This window comes from Palleronia pelagia (genome assembly GCF_900110115.1).
In the GTDB taxonomy this organism is placed as follows: domain Bacteria; phylum Pseudomonadota; class Alphaproteobacteria; order Rhodobacterales; family Rhodobacteraceae; genus Palleronia; species Palleronia pelagia.
Genome location: NZ_FOCM01000005.1, coordinates 294562 through 310347, shown reverse-complemented (window position 1 = coordinate 310347; position 15786 = coordinate 294562). Strand labels below are relative to the sequence as shown.

The window sequence follows — 15786 nt, the reverse complement described above, 5'->3', positions numbered from 1 at the left end:
CATCGTGAAGACGTCGCTGCTCTCGAAGTCGCCCATCGCGCCGAAATCGACGCTGAGTTCGAGGTCCGAGAAGCCGGCGATGTCGAACACCCACTCGGCAGTGACGGGGCCGGCATTGTCGCCGTTCTCGGTGTCGGTGATGCCGAAGAAGGCGTCGGCGTTGCCATCCTTGATGATGCCGAGGCTGTCGGGCGTGAAGATGGCGAGGCTGTCGTCGAGCAGGGCGAAGGGCACCGAGGCCGAGTCGTCGCGGTCGAAGATCCCGAAGCCGTCGCCGGGCGACGCGAAGCCGGTCCCGCCGCCCGCGGGATCGAACGGGTTGGAGTAGCTGAGCAGGTTCTGCGACGCCGAGCCGACAAGGTCGAACGCCACCACTTGGCGATCGACTTCCAGCTCGTCCGCGACGCTCACCTCGAGGTCCTGCGTCGTGGTCTCGAAGCCGTCGAAAACGCTGACCGACACCTCGTAGATATTGTTCGTGTCGGCGTCCGCGGCATTCTCGAAATCCGGGGCGGCGATGAACGACAGCGCGCCGGTGGTCGGGTCGATCGCGAACAGCGCCGCATCAGCGCCTCCGGCGATGCCGTAGGTCGCGGTCGACCCATTGTCGTCGTCCTCCGACGTGACGGTGAGCACGGCGGTCGTGTTCTCTGCCACGGTCGCGGTCGCGTCGGAGGTGATCCGCGCGGCGTCGTTGCGGCCCGTGACCACCACGTTCACCGTGGCCGTCAAGGTGCTGCCGTTGCCGTCCGAAACCTCGTAGGTGAAGCTGTCGTTTGCCGTTTCGCCTTCCGCCAGCGACTGGAATGCCGACGCGCCGTCGTAGATGACCTGGTCGCCGACCAGGGTGACGGTCGCGCCGGCGGCCGAGTCCGATACGCCGACAACGCTCAGGCTGTCGCCATCGAAATCGACGTCGTTCGCAAGCAGTTGGGTCACGCTGACCGAGGCCCCGGTATCCTCGTCTGCCGCGATCAGGTCATCGCCCGCCCGCACCGCGTTGTTGGTCCCGTCCAGGAACAGCGTGTAGCCATCCGCGTCGAAGACCAGCTTCTCGATGCCGATCATCCGGTCTGTGGATCCGGATGCATCCGTGATCCTGAACAGTTTCGATGCCGGGGCCGGTCCAAAGCTGAAGGTGTAATCCTCGACCGAGCCCTCCATCAGCGCGGTGTCGTCGCCCTTGCCGCCGATGACGATGTCCGCGCCTTCTCCTCCGCGGATCAGATCGTCGCCGCGACCGCCATTGATCAGATCGTTGCCCGCGCCGCCATCCGCCTGGTCGTCACCTGCGCCGGTGATCACAATGTCGTCGCCACCCTTCGCATCCACCACGTCATCGCCAAAGCGGGTCACGAGGATGTCTCGCCGGTCAGTCCCGACCAAAGACAGGTCTTCCAGGGGGTTGAATTTAAAGAGTTTTTGGAAGGGGGATTTGGGAGGCATTCGAACTCCAATCCGCGCTGACGGGTGCCCATTCGCGACCGCCTTCTGCACTTTCTGCGCGCGTTCTCACTTCCGAGGACTATCAGCCCGCTAGCGCCGGTGGTAAATTTTTTTGGCTTTCCTTGCGGCAACCGACGAGGGTCGCCGGCCTCGCTGCCGAAACAGGAGGCAAGTGAACGATCCGCGCGGCAGAGTTGCGGCTATCGAGGCAGCACATTCGACCGCGCGCGACAGACAAGCGTCGTGCAACGGCCGTTTCGCCGATCGTGAGGTGGAACGCGCGCAAAGGCTTCTTCGAGCGCCGTGTCCCGGCCGGATTCGTGTGCTGCCGGTTCGTCTGCGAGCGGCGGGCGGCGTCTCAGGCCACCCGCAACCAGGTCATCATGCCGCCGGCGGAATGCTCCAGCATGTGGCAATGCAGCAGCCAGTCAACGGGATTGTCGGCGACAAAGGCAATTTCGGCCGTCTCGCCCCGGTCCATCAGCAGCGTGTCGCGCAAGGGCCCCAACGAGCCATCCTCGGCCACGCGATGGAAATGATGGCCGTGCAGGTGCATCGCGTGGGGCCAGGCCGTGTCGTTCGTCATGGCGATGCGGATCGTCTCGCCCCGGTCGGCCTCGATGAACGGGGTTTCGTCCATATCGGCCATGCCGTTGAAGGCCCAGACTTTGCCGGCCGCGGCCATGTCGCGCATGTCCATCATCTGCCCGCCCATCATGGCGCTGCGCATGCCGCCCATGGCACCGCCCTCCATCAGAAGCTCGGCCCGCCGCGCGTCATTCAGAGGACCGAGCGTCGCGACCGGGTTGGGGGGCAGCGGACCCGGCTCGGCCAGCCGGGCGGTGCGGGCAGCGCCTCGAACGGGGAACGCGGCGAGGGCATAGTCTCCATCGCGTTCCGAGCTGACGAGCAGGGCCTCGTCGCCGTCGTCAGCGGTGACATCGACAAGCAGATCGACCCTTTGCGCGGGGGCCAGCGTCAGTCGGTCCAAGGGCTCCGGTTTATCGAGCGGCATGCCGTCGAGCGCGACCGCCCATCCTTCCAGACCCTTGGCGCCCAGCGAGAAGATCCGCGCGTTCGCCGTGTTCACCAGCCGCAGTCGCAACCGCGCCTTGGCCTGAACCTCGCGCGACCATGCGCCGTCGCCGTTCACGGTGATCCAGTTGCCGATCCGGCCGGCATGCGCCCAATCGTGGATCGCGCCGAAATCCTCCGCGATCTCCGCCCGATCCGTCATGCGCCAGTCGTCGATCAGCAGCACCTCGTCCATATCGACGTCTGGCGCGCCCTCGGCCTCGTCCACGATCAGCGCGCCGGAGAGCCCGCGGGCCATCTGCTCCCAGCTGCGATTGTGCGGATGGTACCAGTAGGTCCCGGCGTCCCGCACGGTAAAGTCGTAGAGGAAGTCATCGCCCGGCTCGACCGCCGCCTGGGTCAGACCTGCGACGCCGTCCATGGCGTTCTCGATCCGGATCCCGTGCCAGTGCACGCTCGACGCCTGCGGCAGTTCGTTCACGAAGCGCCGGGTCACGCGCCCCCCCTGGGGCAGGCGGATCGTCGCGCCCGGGACCGTTCCGCCATAGGCCCAGACCTCCGTTTCGGGATAGTCGCCGGGCGCCAGGCGCACACGCGCTTGGCCGGCAACGAGCGTCGGGGTGGTCTCGGCCGGAGTCATCCGCGGCAGGGCAAAAGCCGCGGCAGAGCCCAGCAGCGCACGATTGAACTGGCGGCGGGTCATTGTGGGCATGGAAACTCTCCAAAAAGGGGGCGGTGTCTTGCAACTCAGAGGGCGAAGCACGCGGGCGAGCGGTTCTACTTCTGCTCGGGGCGCTGCCAGGAGAAATTCGAGGCCGCGCCCGACAGATACCTCGGCGACCGGCCCGCGCCCGAGCCGATGCCAGAAGGCACGCTTTATACCTGCCCGATGGACCCCGAGATCGTGCAGGAAGGGCCGGGCGACTGCCCGATCTGCGGCATGGCGCTGGAGCCGATGATGCCATCGGCCGATGCCGGTCCGAACCCCGAACTGATCGACTTCCGCCGCAGGCTCTGGATCGGCGCGCCGCTCGCGCTGGCCGTCCTGCTGCTCGAGATGGGCGGAATGATGGGGCTGCCCTGGGCGGACTGGTTCGGTGGCACCACCGTGCGCTGGCTGCAATTCCTGTTGGCAACGCCCGTCGTGGCCTGGGTGGCGAAACCTTTTTTCAAGCGCGGCTGGTCCTCGATCGTCACCGGCAACCTGAACATGTGGACGCTCATCGCCATCGGCACAGGGGCGGCCTATGGCTTCAGCCTGGTCTCGCTGCTGGCACCCGGGATCTTTCCCGCCAACCTGCAAGGCGATCATGGGCCGCCACTTTATTTCGAGGCGTCGGCGGTGATCCTGATCCTGGTTCTCGTCGGCCAGGTCATGGAGCTGACCGCGCGCGACCGCACCGGCGACGCGATCCGTGCGCTGATGGACCTCGCACCCAAGACCGCGCGCCGGGTGACCGAGGCGGGCGAGGAAGATGTACCGCTCGACGCCGTGAAAGCGGGCGACCGCCTGCGGGTGCGGCCGGGCGAGTCGGTGCCGGTGGACGGGACCGTGGCCGAGGGTCGGTCGTCGGTGGACGAAAGCATGATCACCGGCGAACCCGTCCCGGTCGAGAAGACCGAGGGCGATGGCGTGACGGGTGGTACGCTCAACAAGACCGGCTCGTTCGTGATGACGGCCGAGGCCGTGGGCAGCGACACGGTGCTAAGCCGCATCGTCACGATGGTCGCGCAGGCCCAGCGATCGCGCGCGCCGATCCAGGCGCTGGCCGACCGCGTGGCGGGCTACTTCGTGCCGACCGTCATCGGCATCGCCGTGCTGGCCTTCCTGCTGTGGCTTGTCTTCGGGCCGTCTCCGGCGTTGGGTTATGCCGTCGTCGCGGCGGTCAGCGTGCTCATCATCGCGTGTCCCTGCGCGCTCGGCCTCGCCACGCCGATGTCGATCATGGTCGCCACGGGCCGCGGCGCGCAGGCGGGCGTTCTGATCCGCGACGCCGAGGCGCTTGAGCGGTTCGCGAAGGTGGATGTGCTCGTGGTCGACAAGACCGGAACCCTGACCGAGGGTCGGCCAAGCCTGACCGACATCGTGGCCCTCGCCGGCCACGACGAGACCCGGATTCTTTCCATCGCGGCCGCGCTCGAGCGGGGCTCGGAGCATCCGTTGGCCGAGGCAATCCTGTCCGGAGCCGAGGATCGCGATGCGCCACGGATCGATGCGTCGGATTTCGATGCCGTCACCGGCAAGGGAGTACGCGGTGTCGTGGATGGTCGCACCGTCGGGTTGGGGAATGCGCGTCTGATGAAGGATCTCGGGATCGATCCGGGCGACGCCGAGGCGCGGATCGCCGAGTTGCAGGGGCAAGGAAAGACGGCGATGCTGCTGGCCGTGGACGGGAAACTCGCCGGGGTCGTCGCGGTCGCCGACCGGATCAAGGAGACGACGTCCGGCGCGATCAAGGATCTTCACGACGCAGGGCTGCGCATCGTCATGGCGACGGGTGACAGCCAGCGCACGGCCGAGGCCGTGGCGCGCGATCTCGGGATCGACGAAGTCCGGGCAGGCGTCTCGCCGAAGGACAAGGCGGACCTGATCGCGGCGCTGCAGTCACAGGGCCTTTCGGTGGCCATGGCCGGGGACGGCGTCAACGATGCGCCCGCGCTGGCGGCAGCGGATGTGGGCATCGCCATGGGCACCGGCGCGGACGTCGCGGTGGAAAGCGCCGGTGTGACGCTGGTGAAAGGCGACCTGCGCGGCATCGTCCGGGCGCGGGTCCTGGCGCAGGCCACCATGCGCAACATCCGCGAGAACCTGTTCTTCGCTTTCGTCTACAACTCGGCCGGCGTTCCCATCGCCGCGGGGATCCTGTTCCCGTTCTTCGGCGTCCTGCTGTCGCCGATGATCGCCGCGGCGGCCATGAGCCTTTCGTCCGTGTCCGTCATCGGCAACTCGCTGCGACTGCGGGCAATCAGGCTGTAGGCCGCCGGTCCCGTCCGCGATTGCGGCGCCTCGTGCAGGAGGCACGGTTGCGGATAATCGCACCGCAGCCGCGCCTTGGGCTGGAACCTCGCCGGAGGGGCCCTTAGCATTGTGCGGCATCGCCAGTTGCGGGCGTCCGCGCGGGCACATTCATGATCCGGGCCGTGCAGAATTTGAGAGACCTGATGTCACCCAGCGCGAAACAGAAGAACCGGACCGACCTGATCTGCGTGGCCCTGCGATCCGCGATCCTCGAGCGGGCCCTTTTGCCGGGAATGAAACTGCCCGAGGATTCCCTGGGCGAGCGTTTCGGCGCCAGCCGCACGATCATCCGCCAGGCGCTGGAGCGTCTCGCGGTCGAGGGCCTGGTGGAACTGCGGCACAATCGCGGTGCGGCCGTCGCCCAGCCCAGCCTGGAAGAGGCGCGGGACCTGTTCGAGCTGCGCGCCCAGGTCGAGGACCTCGTCATCGCGCGGCTCGCCAAGGGTCTGACCGCCCAGCAGGAAGCCGCGCTCAACGATCACATCGCCCGCGAAGACGAGGCGAGCGCCGGGCCATCGGCCATCTCGATCCGGCTCGCGACCGAGTTCCATATCCTGATGGCCGAGCTCACCGGCAGCCCGGTCCTGATCCGCTACGTGAACGAGATCGGCTATCGCTGCGGTTTCACCCTGTCGCAATTCTCCCGGCCCCACTCGACCCATTGCGGCATCCAGGAACATCGCGACATCGTCGCCGCGCTGAGGTCCGGCGACGTGGCCGAAGCCCAGCGCATCGCGCGGCTGCATCTCGACCAGGTCGCCGCGCGGGCGCAGTTCAACGGGGCCGACATCAACGGGTTTTCGCATCTCGATGCGCTGGAACCCTATGCCAGCACGGTGCGCGAGAAGGGCTGACGCCGCGCGCTAGGCCTCGATGCCGCGGGCGGTCAGGATCCGTTCGGCGCTGTCGTTCCAGACGTCCATCTTCACGATCTTGCCGTTCTCGACGACGAAACGGTCCACGTAGCGATTGCCCTCGAACGGCGTTCCGTCGGGCCATTCGCCGTAAAGATAGCCCGTGGAGTAAACCACCGTGCCCTCGGCCCCCTGCGCCACGTCGAACTGGCGCATGTCCTTCTTCACCCAGGCATAGCGCATCGCATTGAAGCCTGTGGGGCCGGAGGGATGATGAAAGACCCGGCCACCGGTGAAGGTGATGACGACACCTTCGGCCATGTATGTCGCGGCGCGCTCGGGGTCGGGTTTCATCGAGGCTTCGAGGTAATCGTGCACGATCCGGGCCTCGTCGGGCAGGGCGTCGTAGTCGGTCACAAGGGGGGCGGGCATGGCGTTCTCCTTCGTTGCGGCGATTCGAGACGTGCCACAAATCCGGCGCCGCGCAATCTGCATGCGATAAATAAATACAAAAATTGCATGCAATTCGCCCGATCTTTGGGCAGAGCCGGGGGCCACGCGGGAAAAGGTCCCGTTTCGTGCTTTGCTTCTTTTGACAGCGCGGCCCGGTCCCGCGCCTCTGGTTGCATCACCTGGTCCTGCTCACGGAGACACACGATGCCCAACCGCTTCCCGCTCACCCGCCGCCTGATGATCGCGGGGGCCGCCGCGCTGTCGCTCAGCACGGCCATTCCGGCCTTCGCGCAAGAGGATCCGATCAAGATCGGCCTGGTCGCCGCCCTGTCGGGACAATCCGCCAAGTCGGGCGAGGCGATCACGCGCGGCATCACGCTGGCGCTGGACAAGATCAACGCGGAGGGCGGCGTGCTGGGCCGCGAGCTCGAGCTGGTCAGCCGCGACGACGAAAGCAACCCGGGCAAGGGCCTGATCGCCGCGCGCGAACTGGTGCAGCGCGAAGGCGTCGCCGCGATGATCGGCGGTCTGGATACGCCCGTGTCGCTGGCCATCGTGCCCTTCGCGAACGACGCGCAGGTGCCGTTCATCGGCCCCTGGGCCGCGGGCACGCCCATCACCAAGAACGGCGCCGAGGAGAACTACGTGTTCCGCGTCTCGGCCGTGGATGAATTCGTCGACGAGGCGATCACCGAGTATCTCGTCACCAAATACGGCTCGGAAAAGCCGGGCATGATTCTCATCAACAACCCCTGGGGCGAGTCGAACGAGGCCGGGCTGACCAAGGCGCTGGAAAAGCGCGGCATGGAACATGCCGGCATCGAGAAGTTCGAATCGAACGACGTGGACGTCGTGCCGCAACTGACGCGCCTGCGGGAAAACGGCGCGGACGGCCTGTTCCTCGTGGCCAACGTGGCCCCCTCGGCGCAGGTGGTGAAGTCGCTCGACCGCATGGGCTGGGACGTTCCGATCGCGTCGCACTGGGGTCCGGCCGGCGGCCGCTTCACCGAGCTGGCCGGCCCCTCGGGCGAAAAGGTGCATTTCATCCAGACCTTCCTGTTCACCGACCCCGAGCATCCGCTCTTCGTCGAGCTGCAGGAGAAGTTTCCCGAGATCGAAAGCCTGGCCGACGTGACGCCCGCCACCGGCATCGCCAACGCCTATGACGCGACGCTGCTGCTGGCCGCGGCCATCGAGAAGGCGGGCTCGACCGAGGGCCCGGCGATCCGCGAGGCCATGTACGAGATCGAGGGCGTCGAGGGCGTCATCAAGACCTACGACAAGCCGTTCACGCCGGACGATCAGGACGCCCTGGGGCCGCAGGATTACATCTTCGCCAACTTCGTCGAGGGCGAGATCGTCCCGCTCGAAGACTGAGCGCACGCGCGGCGGCCCTGGCTTTCCCACCGGGCCGCCGCTGACACACTCCCGGCGTCGGCGCCGGGGGCCTTTTCCCTGACGGCCACAGCCCGGAGCGCCAGATGACCCTTTTCGTGACTGCCCTCGTGACCGGAATCGGCCTTGGGGCGATGTATGGCCTGATCGCGCTGGGCTTCCAGATCACCTATTCCGTCTGCTCGCGCGTCAATTTCGCACAAGGCTCGATGGTCATGCTGGGGGCCGTGCTTGGCTTCGTGCTGACCGAGCGGGCGGGCCTTCCCGTCATAGTGGCCTATCCGCTGGCGCTGCTCGGCTGTGCGGTCATGGGGATGGTGGTCGAATTCTGTCTCGTCCGTCCCTTCGCGGTGCGGGGCTCCGAGGCGTGGCTGATGGCCACCGTCGCGGGCGGCATTCTTCTGGACAACACGGTTCTCTTCACCTTCGGAAACGAGCCGCGCAGCCTGCCGTCGCCGCTGGTCGAGACGAGCTGGCAGATCCTCGGCACCGGGGTCTATCCGCAACAGCTGCTGATCCCGGTCGTAGCCATCGGCATGGCCGTGGCGCTGCAGCTTCTGTTCCGCCGCACCCGCCAGGGGCGCGCGCTGCTGGCGGTGGTGCAGAACCCCGAGGCCGCACGCCTGATGGGGATCAACACGACCATGATGATCTCGGGATCCTTCGCGCTGTCCGCGATGCTGGCCGGGGTTGCCGGCCTGCTGATCGCGCCGCTTTTCTCGGTGCATTCGGACATGGGCACGCTGTTCGGCATCAAGGCCTTCGCCGTGGCGATCCTGGGCGGCATGACGTCGGCCTCGGGCGTGATGCTCGCAGGCTTCATCTACGGGCTGGTCGAGGCCTTCGTGACGACCTATCTCGGCTCGTCCCACACCTACATCCTGACCTTCGCGCTGCTCATCGCGGTGCTCGCCGTGAAGCCCAACGGGCTTTTCGGCCAGGCGGCCCTGCGGAAGGTCTGATCCCATGAAATTGCTTCTCCGGACCCGCACCCTCGACCTGACAATCCTCGCCCTCACGGTGGCGGCGATCCTGTCGCTGGGCGCGGTCGGCGGCTACACGCAGTTCGTGATCGGTCTCGTCGCGATCTGGACGATCCTCTGCGTCGGCCTCAACGTGCTGTTCGGGCTGACGGGGCTCGTGTCGCTCGGGCAGGTGGGCTTCTTCGCCATCGGGGCCTATGCCCACGCGATCCAGATGCAGGCGGGGGTGAGCTTCTGGCTGGCGCTGCCGCTGGCGACCGCGCTTTCGGCGGCCGTGGGCGCGCTGCTCGCCGTGCCGGCGGTCCGGATGGCCGGTCCGTTCCTGGCCATGGTGACCATCGCGTTCGCCTTCATCGTCGAGCACCTCGCCATCGAGTGGCGCAGCCTGACCGGCGGACAGAACGGGCTCATGGGCTTCGACATGCCCGGGATCTTCGGGTTCACCTTCGGCGAGACCGAGCTGATCGTCCTCTCCATCGTTCTCGCCGGGCTTTCCCTCTTGGCCTATCGCGCGCTTGCCGCGAGCGGGTGGGGCATGGCGATGGCCGCGCTGCGCGACCAGGAAGTCGCGGCAGGCTCTCTCGGCTTCGACCCGTTCGTCACGAAACTCACCGCCTTCGCCATCGCGGCCGGCGCGGCCGGTCTGGCGGGCGGGCTGTTCGCAACGCTGATGCAATTCATCGCGCCGTCGAACTTCATGCTGTCGCAATCCATCCTGTTCCTCTTCGCGGTCATCCTGGGCGGGGCGGGCACCGTGCTGGGGCCGCTGGCGGGGGCCGCGATCGTGGTCTTCCTGCCCGAGATGCTGTCCGGCCTGGCCGAGTACCGGCTGCTGTTCTTCGGCGCGCTCCTGGTGGCGGTTCTGCTGATCGCGCCACGGGGGCTGGTGGGCACGGTGGCGGCCTTCCTGCCGCGCTATCCCGACAAGACGCCGCCCGCGCCGCGGGACACGGTGCTCGAGTTCATCCGTCCGGACACCAAGAGCGGGCTGAAGGTCGAAGGCCTTGGCATCACCTTCGGCGGGCTGAAGGCCGTGGACGGCGCGACCTTCGACGCGAGACCGGGCGAGGTCACCGCTATCATCGGTCCGAACGGGGCGGGCAAGACGACGCTGCTGAACATGGTCTCGGGCTTTTACGTGCCCGGCGCCGGCCGCATCGAGACGGCGGGGCAGGACGTCGCCGGCTGGTCGATGCACGCCACCGCCCGGCTGGGCGTGGCGCGGACCTACCAGGCCACGCGCCTGTTCGGCGCGCTCAGCGCCGAGAACAACGTGATCGCGGGCCTGCCGCGTGGCCGCCCCGGGGCGCCGTTCGCGGCGCTGGCGACCACCGAAACCCGGGCGCTGGCGCGCGGCCTTCTGGCGCTGGTGGGGTATGCCGGCGATCCCGGCACGCCGGCCGATGATCTGCCCCACGTGGACCGCCGGCTGGTCGAGGTCGCCCGCGCGCTTGCCCTGCGCCCCCACGTCCTGCTGCTGGACGAGCCCGCCGCCGGATTGATGCAGGCCGACAAGCGCGCCCTGTCCGAGATCCTGCGCAAACTGGCCGATCGCGGGATCGCCGTGGTGCTGGTCGAGCACGACATGGAAATGGTGATGGGTATCTCGGACCGGATCTTCGCCATGGACGCGGGCCAGCCCATCGCCTTCGACACGCCCGAGGCCGTGCGCACGAACGAGAAGGTCATCGCCGCCTACCTGGGCGAGGGCACGCTCGACGCCCCCCCGCGCGAGCTGGATTACGTGCCCGGCGCGATGGACCGGCTCATCACCCGCAAGCTGTGCGCGGGCTACGGGTCGGCCGATGTGCTGAAAGAGGTCGACCTGCGGGTCGGTCAGGGCGAGCTGGTGGCCCTTCTCGGCGCCAACGGCGCGGGCAAATCGACCTTCCTCAAGACGCTGTCGGGATTGATGGCCCCCACCGCCGGCGAGATCATCCTCGAGGACCAGAACATCCAGGGCAGACCCGCGCACCAGATCGTCGAGCGGGGCCTGGTTCTGGTGCCCGAGGGCCGCCAGGTCTTTCCGGACCTGACCGTGGCGCAGAACATCGAGCTCGGCGCCTACAAGCGCAAGGACCAGCCCGACGTCTCCGAGCTCGAGGCGATCCTGGCCCGCTTTCCCCGCCTGCGCGAGCGGATGGACAGCCCGGCGGGGCTGCTGTCCGGCGGCGAGCAGCAGATGATGGCGATTGCCCGTGGTCTGATGGCCAAGCCGCGGCTGCTGCTTCTGGACGAGCCGTCACTGGGCCTAGCGCCGGCCATGGTCGAGGAACTTTACGCCATCCTGGCCGAGCTTCGCGATGACGGCATCACGATCCTGCTGGTGGACCAGATGGCGACGCTGGCCCTGGCCGTGGCCGACCGCGCCTACGTGCTGGAGCAAGGGCGCGTGGTGGCCCAGGGCTCGGCGGACGAGCTGCTGGGCGATGAGGCGCTGATCGCGGCCTATCTCGGCGGCGGCACGACCGAGCCGGACGAGATCCCGATGAAGGAGGTCGTGGCATGACGCTGGATCTCGTGATCCGCAACGCGATCCTGGAAGACGGCGGTGCGCCCCGGGACATCGGCATCCTGAACGGACGGATCGCGACGATCGCGGCGCATGTCGCCACCGACGCCCCGGCCCTGGACGCGAAGGGCGGGCTGGTCATCGCCGGGTTCGCCGACAGCCACCTGCACCTGGACAAGGCGTGCCTCATGGACCGCGCCGCGAACCCCTCGGGCACGCTCAAGGGCGCCATCGACTCGGTCAGCAGTGCCAAGCGCGATTTCACCGCCGCGGATGTCCATGCCCGCGGGGCGCGCGTTCTGGACAAGGCCATCGGGCAGGGCACGACGCTCATCCGCACGCAGGTCGAGATCGACCCGGGCGTGGGGCTGGCCGGGTTCGAGGCCGTGCGCCAGCTCAAGGCGGACTATGCCTGGGGCGTGGAGCTTCAGATCTGCGTCTTTCCGCAGGAAGGGCTGCTGAATTACCCGGGGACCGAGGCGCTTCTGCGCGAGGCGCTGGACCAGGGGGCCGATCTACTGGGGGGCTGCCCCTACACCGACACCGATCCCGAGGGTCAGATCAAGCGCCTTTTCGCCATGGCGCGGGAGTATGACGTCGATCTCGACTTCCACCTCGATTTCGATCTCGACACGAGCTGGCGGCACCTTGACTGGGTCGCGCGCGAGGCCATCGCACATGGCATGCAGGGCCGCGTCGCGATCGGTCACGTGACAAAGCTTTCCATACTTCCGCCCGAGCAGCTGGCCGACACCATCGCCCTTATGCGGGACGCGGGCATCGCCCTGACCGTGCTGCCCGCCACCGACCTGTTCATGACCGGGCGCGATCACGATTGCGGCGTGCCGCGTGGCGTGGCCCCGGCCCACCGGTTCCACGAGGCCGGTCTTTGCTGCACCGTCGCCACCAACAATGTCCTGAACCCGTTCACGCCCTACGGCGACTGCTCGCTACCGCGCATGGCGAACCTGTTCGCCAATGTCGCGCAGTTGGGCAGCCGCGAGGCGCTGACGAATTGCTTTGCCATGGTGACGGACGCGCCGTTTCGCCTGCTGGGCCGCGACCCGGTGCTGCGGGAGGGGGCGCCCGCGGACCTGGTGGCCCTGCCATGCTCCTGCCGCGCCGATGCGGTGGCCGAGATCGGCCGGCCGATCTGGGGCGTGAAGAACGGAGCGCTCAGCTTCGAGGCGCCTCAGCCGCGTCTGCTTCGGCCGGGCATGCAACGTCCGACCGCGCTTGCCGGGTGAAGCTCAGGCAGATTTGGACCTTGTGCACTGCTCTATGCTTTGACGGCAAGGCAACGGGCGCGGGGACCGGCGGCGGCTCCTTTGCAGCTGTCCTGCCTGCCGCGCATTTCCATCAGTCGTTGAAAGCGGCGACGGTCTCGCGCCCGCCCAGCATGAAGGCGTCGGCCACGTGGATCAGCGGCTCGGGATCCACGTCGCTCTCACCCTGCTCGATCAATTCTGCAAAACGACGATAGAGGCTAGGGTACTCGCCCGGGGCCTCGACCGTCTGTTCGGTGCCGTCGATCATCAGGCGCGCGCCCCCTTCGACAAGCGTCAGCGTCCCGGCATCGGTCCCGATCTCGATTTGCCAGACTTCGCCGCCGTCCTGCCGCCAGTCGAACGCGGCTTCGGCGCTCAGCCCGTCCGGGCCCGCGAAGGCCAGCGCCGCGGCGATGGGGGCGGCGCGGTTCTCGGGGAAGGACAGGGTGGCCTCGGTCAGGTGCAGTTGGACCGGCAGGATCTTCGTGACAAGCGACAGGGCGTTGATGCCGGGATCGAATACGCCCAGCCCGCCGGGCTGCCAGATCCAGTCCTGGCCCGGGTGCCACTTGCGCACATCCTCCTTCCAGTCGATGCGCACCGACCGGATGGCCTTGTCCGCCAGCCAGTCGCGGGCCGCGTCGGCGGCCTCTGCGTGGCGGCTGTGCCAGGTCGCGAAAAGCGTGACGCCCCGGGCCCGTGCCTGACGGTCCAGCTTCAGCACCTCGGCGAGCGAGGCACCGGGCGGCTTTTCCAGCATGACGTGGCGGCCCGCGGCGATGGCGGCCGTGGCGGCGGCGTAGCGCGGCACCGGCGGCATGGTGAGCGAGACCGCCGGGATATCGGGCCGCGCCGCCAGCAGGGCGGGCAGGTCGGCGTGGTTCTCGACCCCGTCGACGCCGCCCGACCGGCTGACCGTGGCGGCAAGGCGGAAGGCCGGGTCGGCCGAGATCGCCGGGATGTGCTGGTCGCGGGCGATCTTGCCGATGCCGACCAGCGCGATGTCAGTGACTGTCACGCGGCACCTCCGATCCCCGGCAGCCGCGCAGGAAGTCGAAATCCGCGCCCGTATCCGCGCCCTCCACATGGTCGTGGAACAACTTGGCGTAGCCGCCCGACGGGACGTCGACGCTGGACGACCACGCGGCCAAGCGCTGGGCGAGCTCCTCGTCGCTGATATCGAGATGCAGCCGCCGCGCGGGCACGTCGAGCTCGATCATGTCGCCCGAGCGCACGACGGCCAGCGGCCCGCCCACCGCCGCCTCGGGGGCGGTGTGCAGCACGACCGTGCCATAGGCGGTCCCCGACATGCGCGCGTCCGAGATGCGGACCATGTCGGTGATGCCCTTCTTCAGGACCTTGGGCGGCAGGCCCATGTTGCCCACTTCGGACATGCCGGGATAGCCCTTCGGCCCGCAGTTCTTCTGCACCATCACGCAGGTCTCGTCGATGTCGAGATCGTCGTCGCCGATCCGGGCCTTGTAGTCGTCGATATCCTCGAAGACGACCGCGCGACCGCGATGTTTCATCAGGTGCTCGGACGCCGCCGAGGGCTTCAGCACCGCGCCATCGGGGGCGAGGTTGCCGCGCAGTACTGCGATGCCTCCCGAGGCGGTCAGCGCCTTGTCGGCGGGTCGGATCACGTCCTCGTTCCAGTTGACTGCGTCCTTCACCTCGTCCCAGACCGGCCCGCCCGAGACGGTCAGCGCGTCCTTGTTGAGCATCCCGGCCTCGCCGAGACGCTTGAGCACCACGGGCAGGCCGCCGGCGTAGAAGAACTCCTCCATCAGGTACTTGCCGGACGGCATCAGGTTCACGATGGTCGGCACGTCGCGGCCCAGCCGGTCCCAGTCGTCGAGCGTCACGTCGACCCCGACGCGCCCGGCCAGCGCCAGCAGGTGCACGACCGCGTTTGTCGACCCGCCAATGGCCCCGTTGGTGCGGATCGCGTTCTCGAACGCCTCCTTGGTCAGCACGTTCGAGGGCTTCAGGTCGTCCTTCACCATCTGCACGATGCGACGCCCCGACAGCTGCGCCATGACCCGCCGGCGCGCGTCCACTGCGGGGATCGCGGCGTTGCCCGACAGCGCCATGCCCAACGCCTCGGCCATGCTGGCCATCGTGCTCGCGGTGCCCATCGTGTTGCAGGTGCCCGACGACCGGCTCATGGCCTGCTCGGCTTCCAGGAACTCTTCCTGGGTCATCTTGCCGGCCTTGATGTCCTCGCTCATCTGCCACAGCGCGGTGCCCGAGCCCACGCGCTCGCCCCGGAACCAGCCGTTCAGCATCGGCCCACCGGTGACGACGATGGACGGGATGTCGGTCGAGGCCGCGCCCATCATCAGCGACGGCGTGGTCTTGTCGCAGCCCACCAGCAGCACCGCGCCGTCGATGGGCTGGGCGCGCATCGTCTCCTCCACCGCCATGGCGGCGAGGTTCCGGTACATCATCGCCGTGGGGCGGAACGTGTTTTCGGACGCCGAGAAGACCGGCACCTCCAGCGGGAAGCCACCGGCCTCCCAGATGCCCGCCTTCACCTTCTCGGCCAGTTCGCGCAGGTGGCCGTTGCAGGGCGTCAGGTCCGACCAGGTGTTAAGAATGCCGATGACCGGCCGCCCGTCGAACAGGTCGTGGGGGTAGCCCTGGTTCTTCAGCCAGCCGCGGTGGTAGATGTTGTCGCGGCTGGTGCCGCCGTACCATTCCTGGCTGCGCAGCTTGCGGGGCCACTCGGCGGGTTCAAACGGCATGGCGATCTCCGGAGAAGGGCAGGGCGGTCCGCCCGGCGCGGACGCGCCGGGTCGCTAGGGGCGTGATGGCCAAA

11 protein-coding genes are annotated in these 15786 nt (G+C 68.0%); 6 read left to right on the top strand and 5 right to left on the bottom strand.

Annotated elements, in window-relative coordinates:
* Both BMX96_RS12965 and BMX96_RS12960 read right to left on the bottom strand, forming a co-directional pair.
* Positions 1-1446 (bottom strand): Ig-like domain-containing protein (locus tag BMX96_RS12965; RefSeq protein WP_269085885.1); only part of this gene is annotated, 1446 nt, incomplete at its 3' end.
* Between the two features lie 358 nt (positions 1447-1804).
* Entirely contained in the window at positions 1805-3193 is a 1389-nt protein-coding gene (locus BMX96_RS12960) for a multicopper oxidase family protein (protein WP_091845891.1), read from the bottom strand.
* Positions 3194-3340: 147 nt separating this feature from the next.
* Between BMX96_RS12960 and BMX96_RS12955 the strand changes: the two genes are divergently transcribed.
* Together BMX96_RS12955 and BMX96_RS12950 are read left to right on the top strand one after the other, a co-directional pair.
* A complete protein-coding gene (locus tag BMX96_RS12955; RefSeq protein ID WP_236737063.1) occupies positions 3341-5458 on the top strand; it encodes a copper-transporting P-type ATPase in 2118 nt (705 codons plus the stop codon).
* A 185-nt stretch (positions 5459-5643) separates the two neighbouring features.
* A complete protein-coding gene (locus tag BMX96_RS12950) occupies positions 5644-6354 on the top strand; it encodes a GntR family transcriptional regulator (protein WP_091845890.1) in 711 nt (236 codons plus the stop codon).
* 9 nt (positions 6355-6363) lie between these two features.
* Here the strand turns inward: BMX96_RS12950 and BMX96_RS12945 are convergent, their stop codons facing one another.
* Positions 6364-6786 (bottom strand): nuclear transport factor 2 family protein, encoded by a 423-nt coding sequence (locus BMX96_RS12945; protein ID WP_073128957.1) that lies wholly within the window; start codon positions 6784-6786, stop codon positions 6364-6366.
* A 225-nt stretch (positions 6787-7011) separates the two neighbouring features.
* On the opposite strand from BMX96_RS12945, the gene BMX96_RS12940 reads away from it, so the two are divergent.
* The 4 genes from BMX96_RS12940 (at position 7012) to BMX96_RS12925 (ending at position 12944) form a co-directional block, all read left to right on the top strand.
* Positions 7012-8184 carry an ABC transporter substrate-binding protein gene (locus BMX96_RS12940; protein WP_091845869.1) on the top strand — a complete coding sequence of 391 codons (1173 nt, stop codon included), beginning with the start codon at positions 7012-7014 and terminating at the stop codon, positions 8182-8184.
* Positions 8185-8288: 104 nt separating this feature from the next.
* Entirely contained in the window at positions 8289-9164 is an 876-nt protein-coding gene (locus BMX96_RS12935; RefSeq protein ID WP_091845868.1) for a branched-chain amino acid ABC transporter permease, read from the top strand.
* 4 nt (positions 9165-9168) lie between these two features.
* Positions 9169-11694: a branched-chain amino acid ABC transporter ATP-binding protein/permease gene (locus BMX96_RS12930; RefSeq protein WP_091845867.1), complete on the top strand. Its 2526-nt coding sequence runs from the start codon at positions 9169-9171 to the stop codon at positions 11692-11694.
* Positions 11691-12944: an amidohydrolase family protein gene (locus BMX96_RS12925; RefSeq protein ID WP_091845866.1), complete on the top strand. Its 1254-nt coding sequence runs from the start codon at positions 11691-11693 to the stop codon at positions 12942-12944. The genes BMX96_RS12930 and BMX96_RS12925 overlap by 4 nt, the downstream gene beginning before the upstream one ends.
* Before the next feature lie 112 nt (positions 12945-13056).
* On the opposite strand, the gene BMX96_RS12920 is transcribed toward BMX96_RS12925, so the two are convergent.
* Together BMX96_RS12920 and araD are read right to left on the bottom strand one after the other, a co-directional pair.
* Entirely contained in the window at positions 13057-13983 is a 927-nt protein-coding gene (locus BMX96_RS12920; RefSeq protein ID WP_091845865.1) for a Gfo/Idh/MocA family protein, read from the bottom strand.
* A complete protein-coding gene (gene araD / locus BMX96_RS12915) occupies positions 13970-15712 on the bottom strand; it encodes an L-arabinonate dehydratase (protein WP_091845864.1) in 1743 nt (580 codons plus the stop codon). Before araD ends, BMX96_RS12920 begins: the two co-directional genes overlap by 14 nt.
* Between the last annotated feature and the right edge of the window lie 74 nt (positions 15713-15786).

What these genes read in the sequence shown, in the direction of transcription:
- BMX96_RS12940 (WP_091845869.1), top strand. Translation starts at nt 7,012, where the DNA reads ATGCCCAACCGCTTCCCGCTCACCCGCCGCCTGATGATCGCGGGGGCC.
- BMX96_RS12945 (WP_073128957.1), bottom strand. Translation starts at nt 6,786, where the DNA reads ATGCCCGCCCCCCTTGTGACCGACTACGACGCCCTGCCCGACGAGGCC.
- BMX96_RS12955 (WP_236737063.1), top strand. Translation starts at nt 3,341, where the DNA reads ATGCCAGAAGGCACGCTTTATACCTGCCCGATGGACCCCGAGATCGTG.
- BMX96_RS12960 (WP_091845891.1), bottom strand. Translation starts at nt 3,193, where the DNA reads ATGCCCACAATGACCCGCCGCCAGTTCAATCGTGCGCTGCTGGGCTCT.
- BMX96_RS12935 (WP_091845868.1), top strand. Translation starts at nt 8,289, where the DNA reads ATGACCCTTTTCGTGACTGCCCTCGTGACCGGAATCGGCCTTGGGGCG.
- BMX96_RS12950 (WP_091845890.1), top strand. Translation starts at nt 5,644, where the DNA reads ATGTCACCCAGCGCGAAACAGAAGAACCGGACCGACCTGATCTGCGTG.
- BMX96_RS12930 (WP_091845867.1), top strand. Translation starts at nt 9,169, where the DNA reads ATGAAATTGCTTCTCCGGACCCGCACCCTCGACCTGACAATCCTCGCC.
- araD (WP_091845864.1), bottom strand. Translation starts at nt 15,712, where the DNA reads ATGCCGTTTGAACCCGCCGAGTGGCCCCGCAAGCTGCGCAGCCAGGAA.
- BMX96_RS12925 (WP_091845866.1), top strand. Translation starts at nt 11,691, where the DNA reads ATGACGCTGGATCTCGTGATCCGCAACGCGATCCTGGAAGACGGCGGT.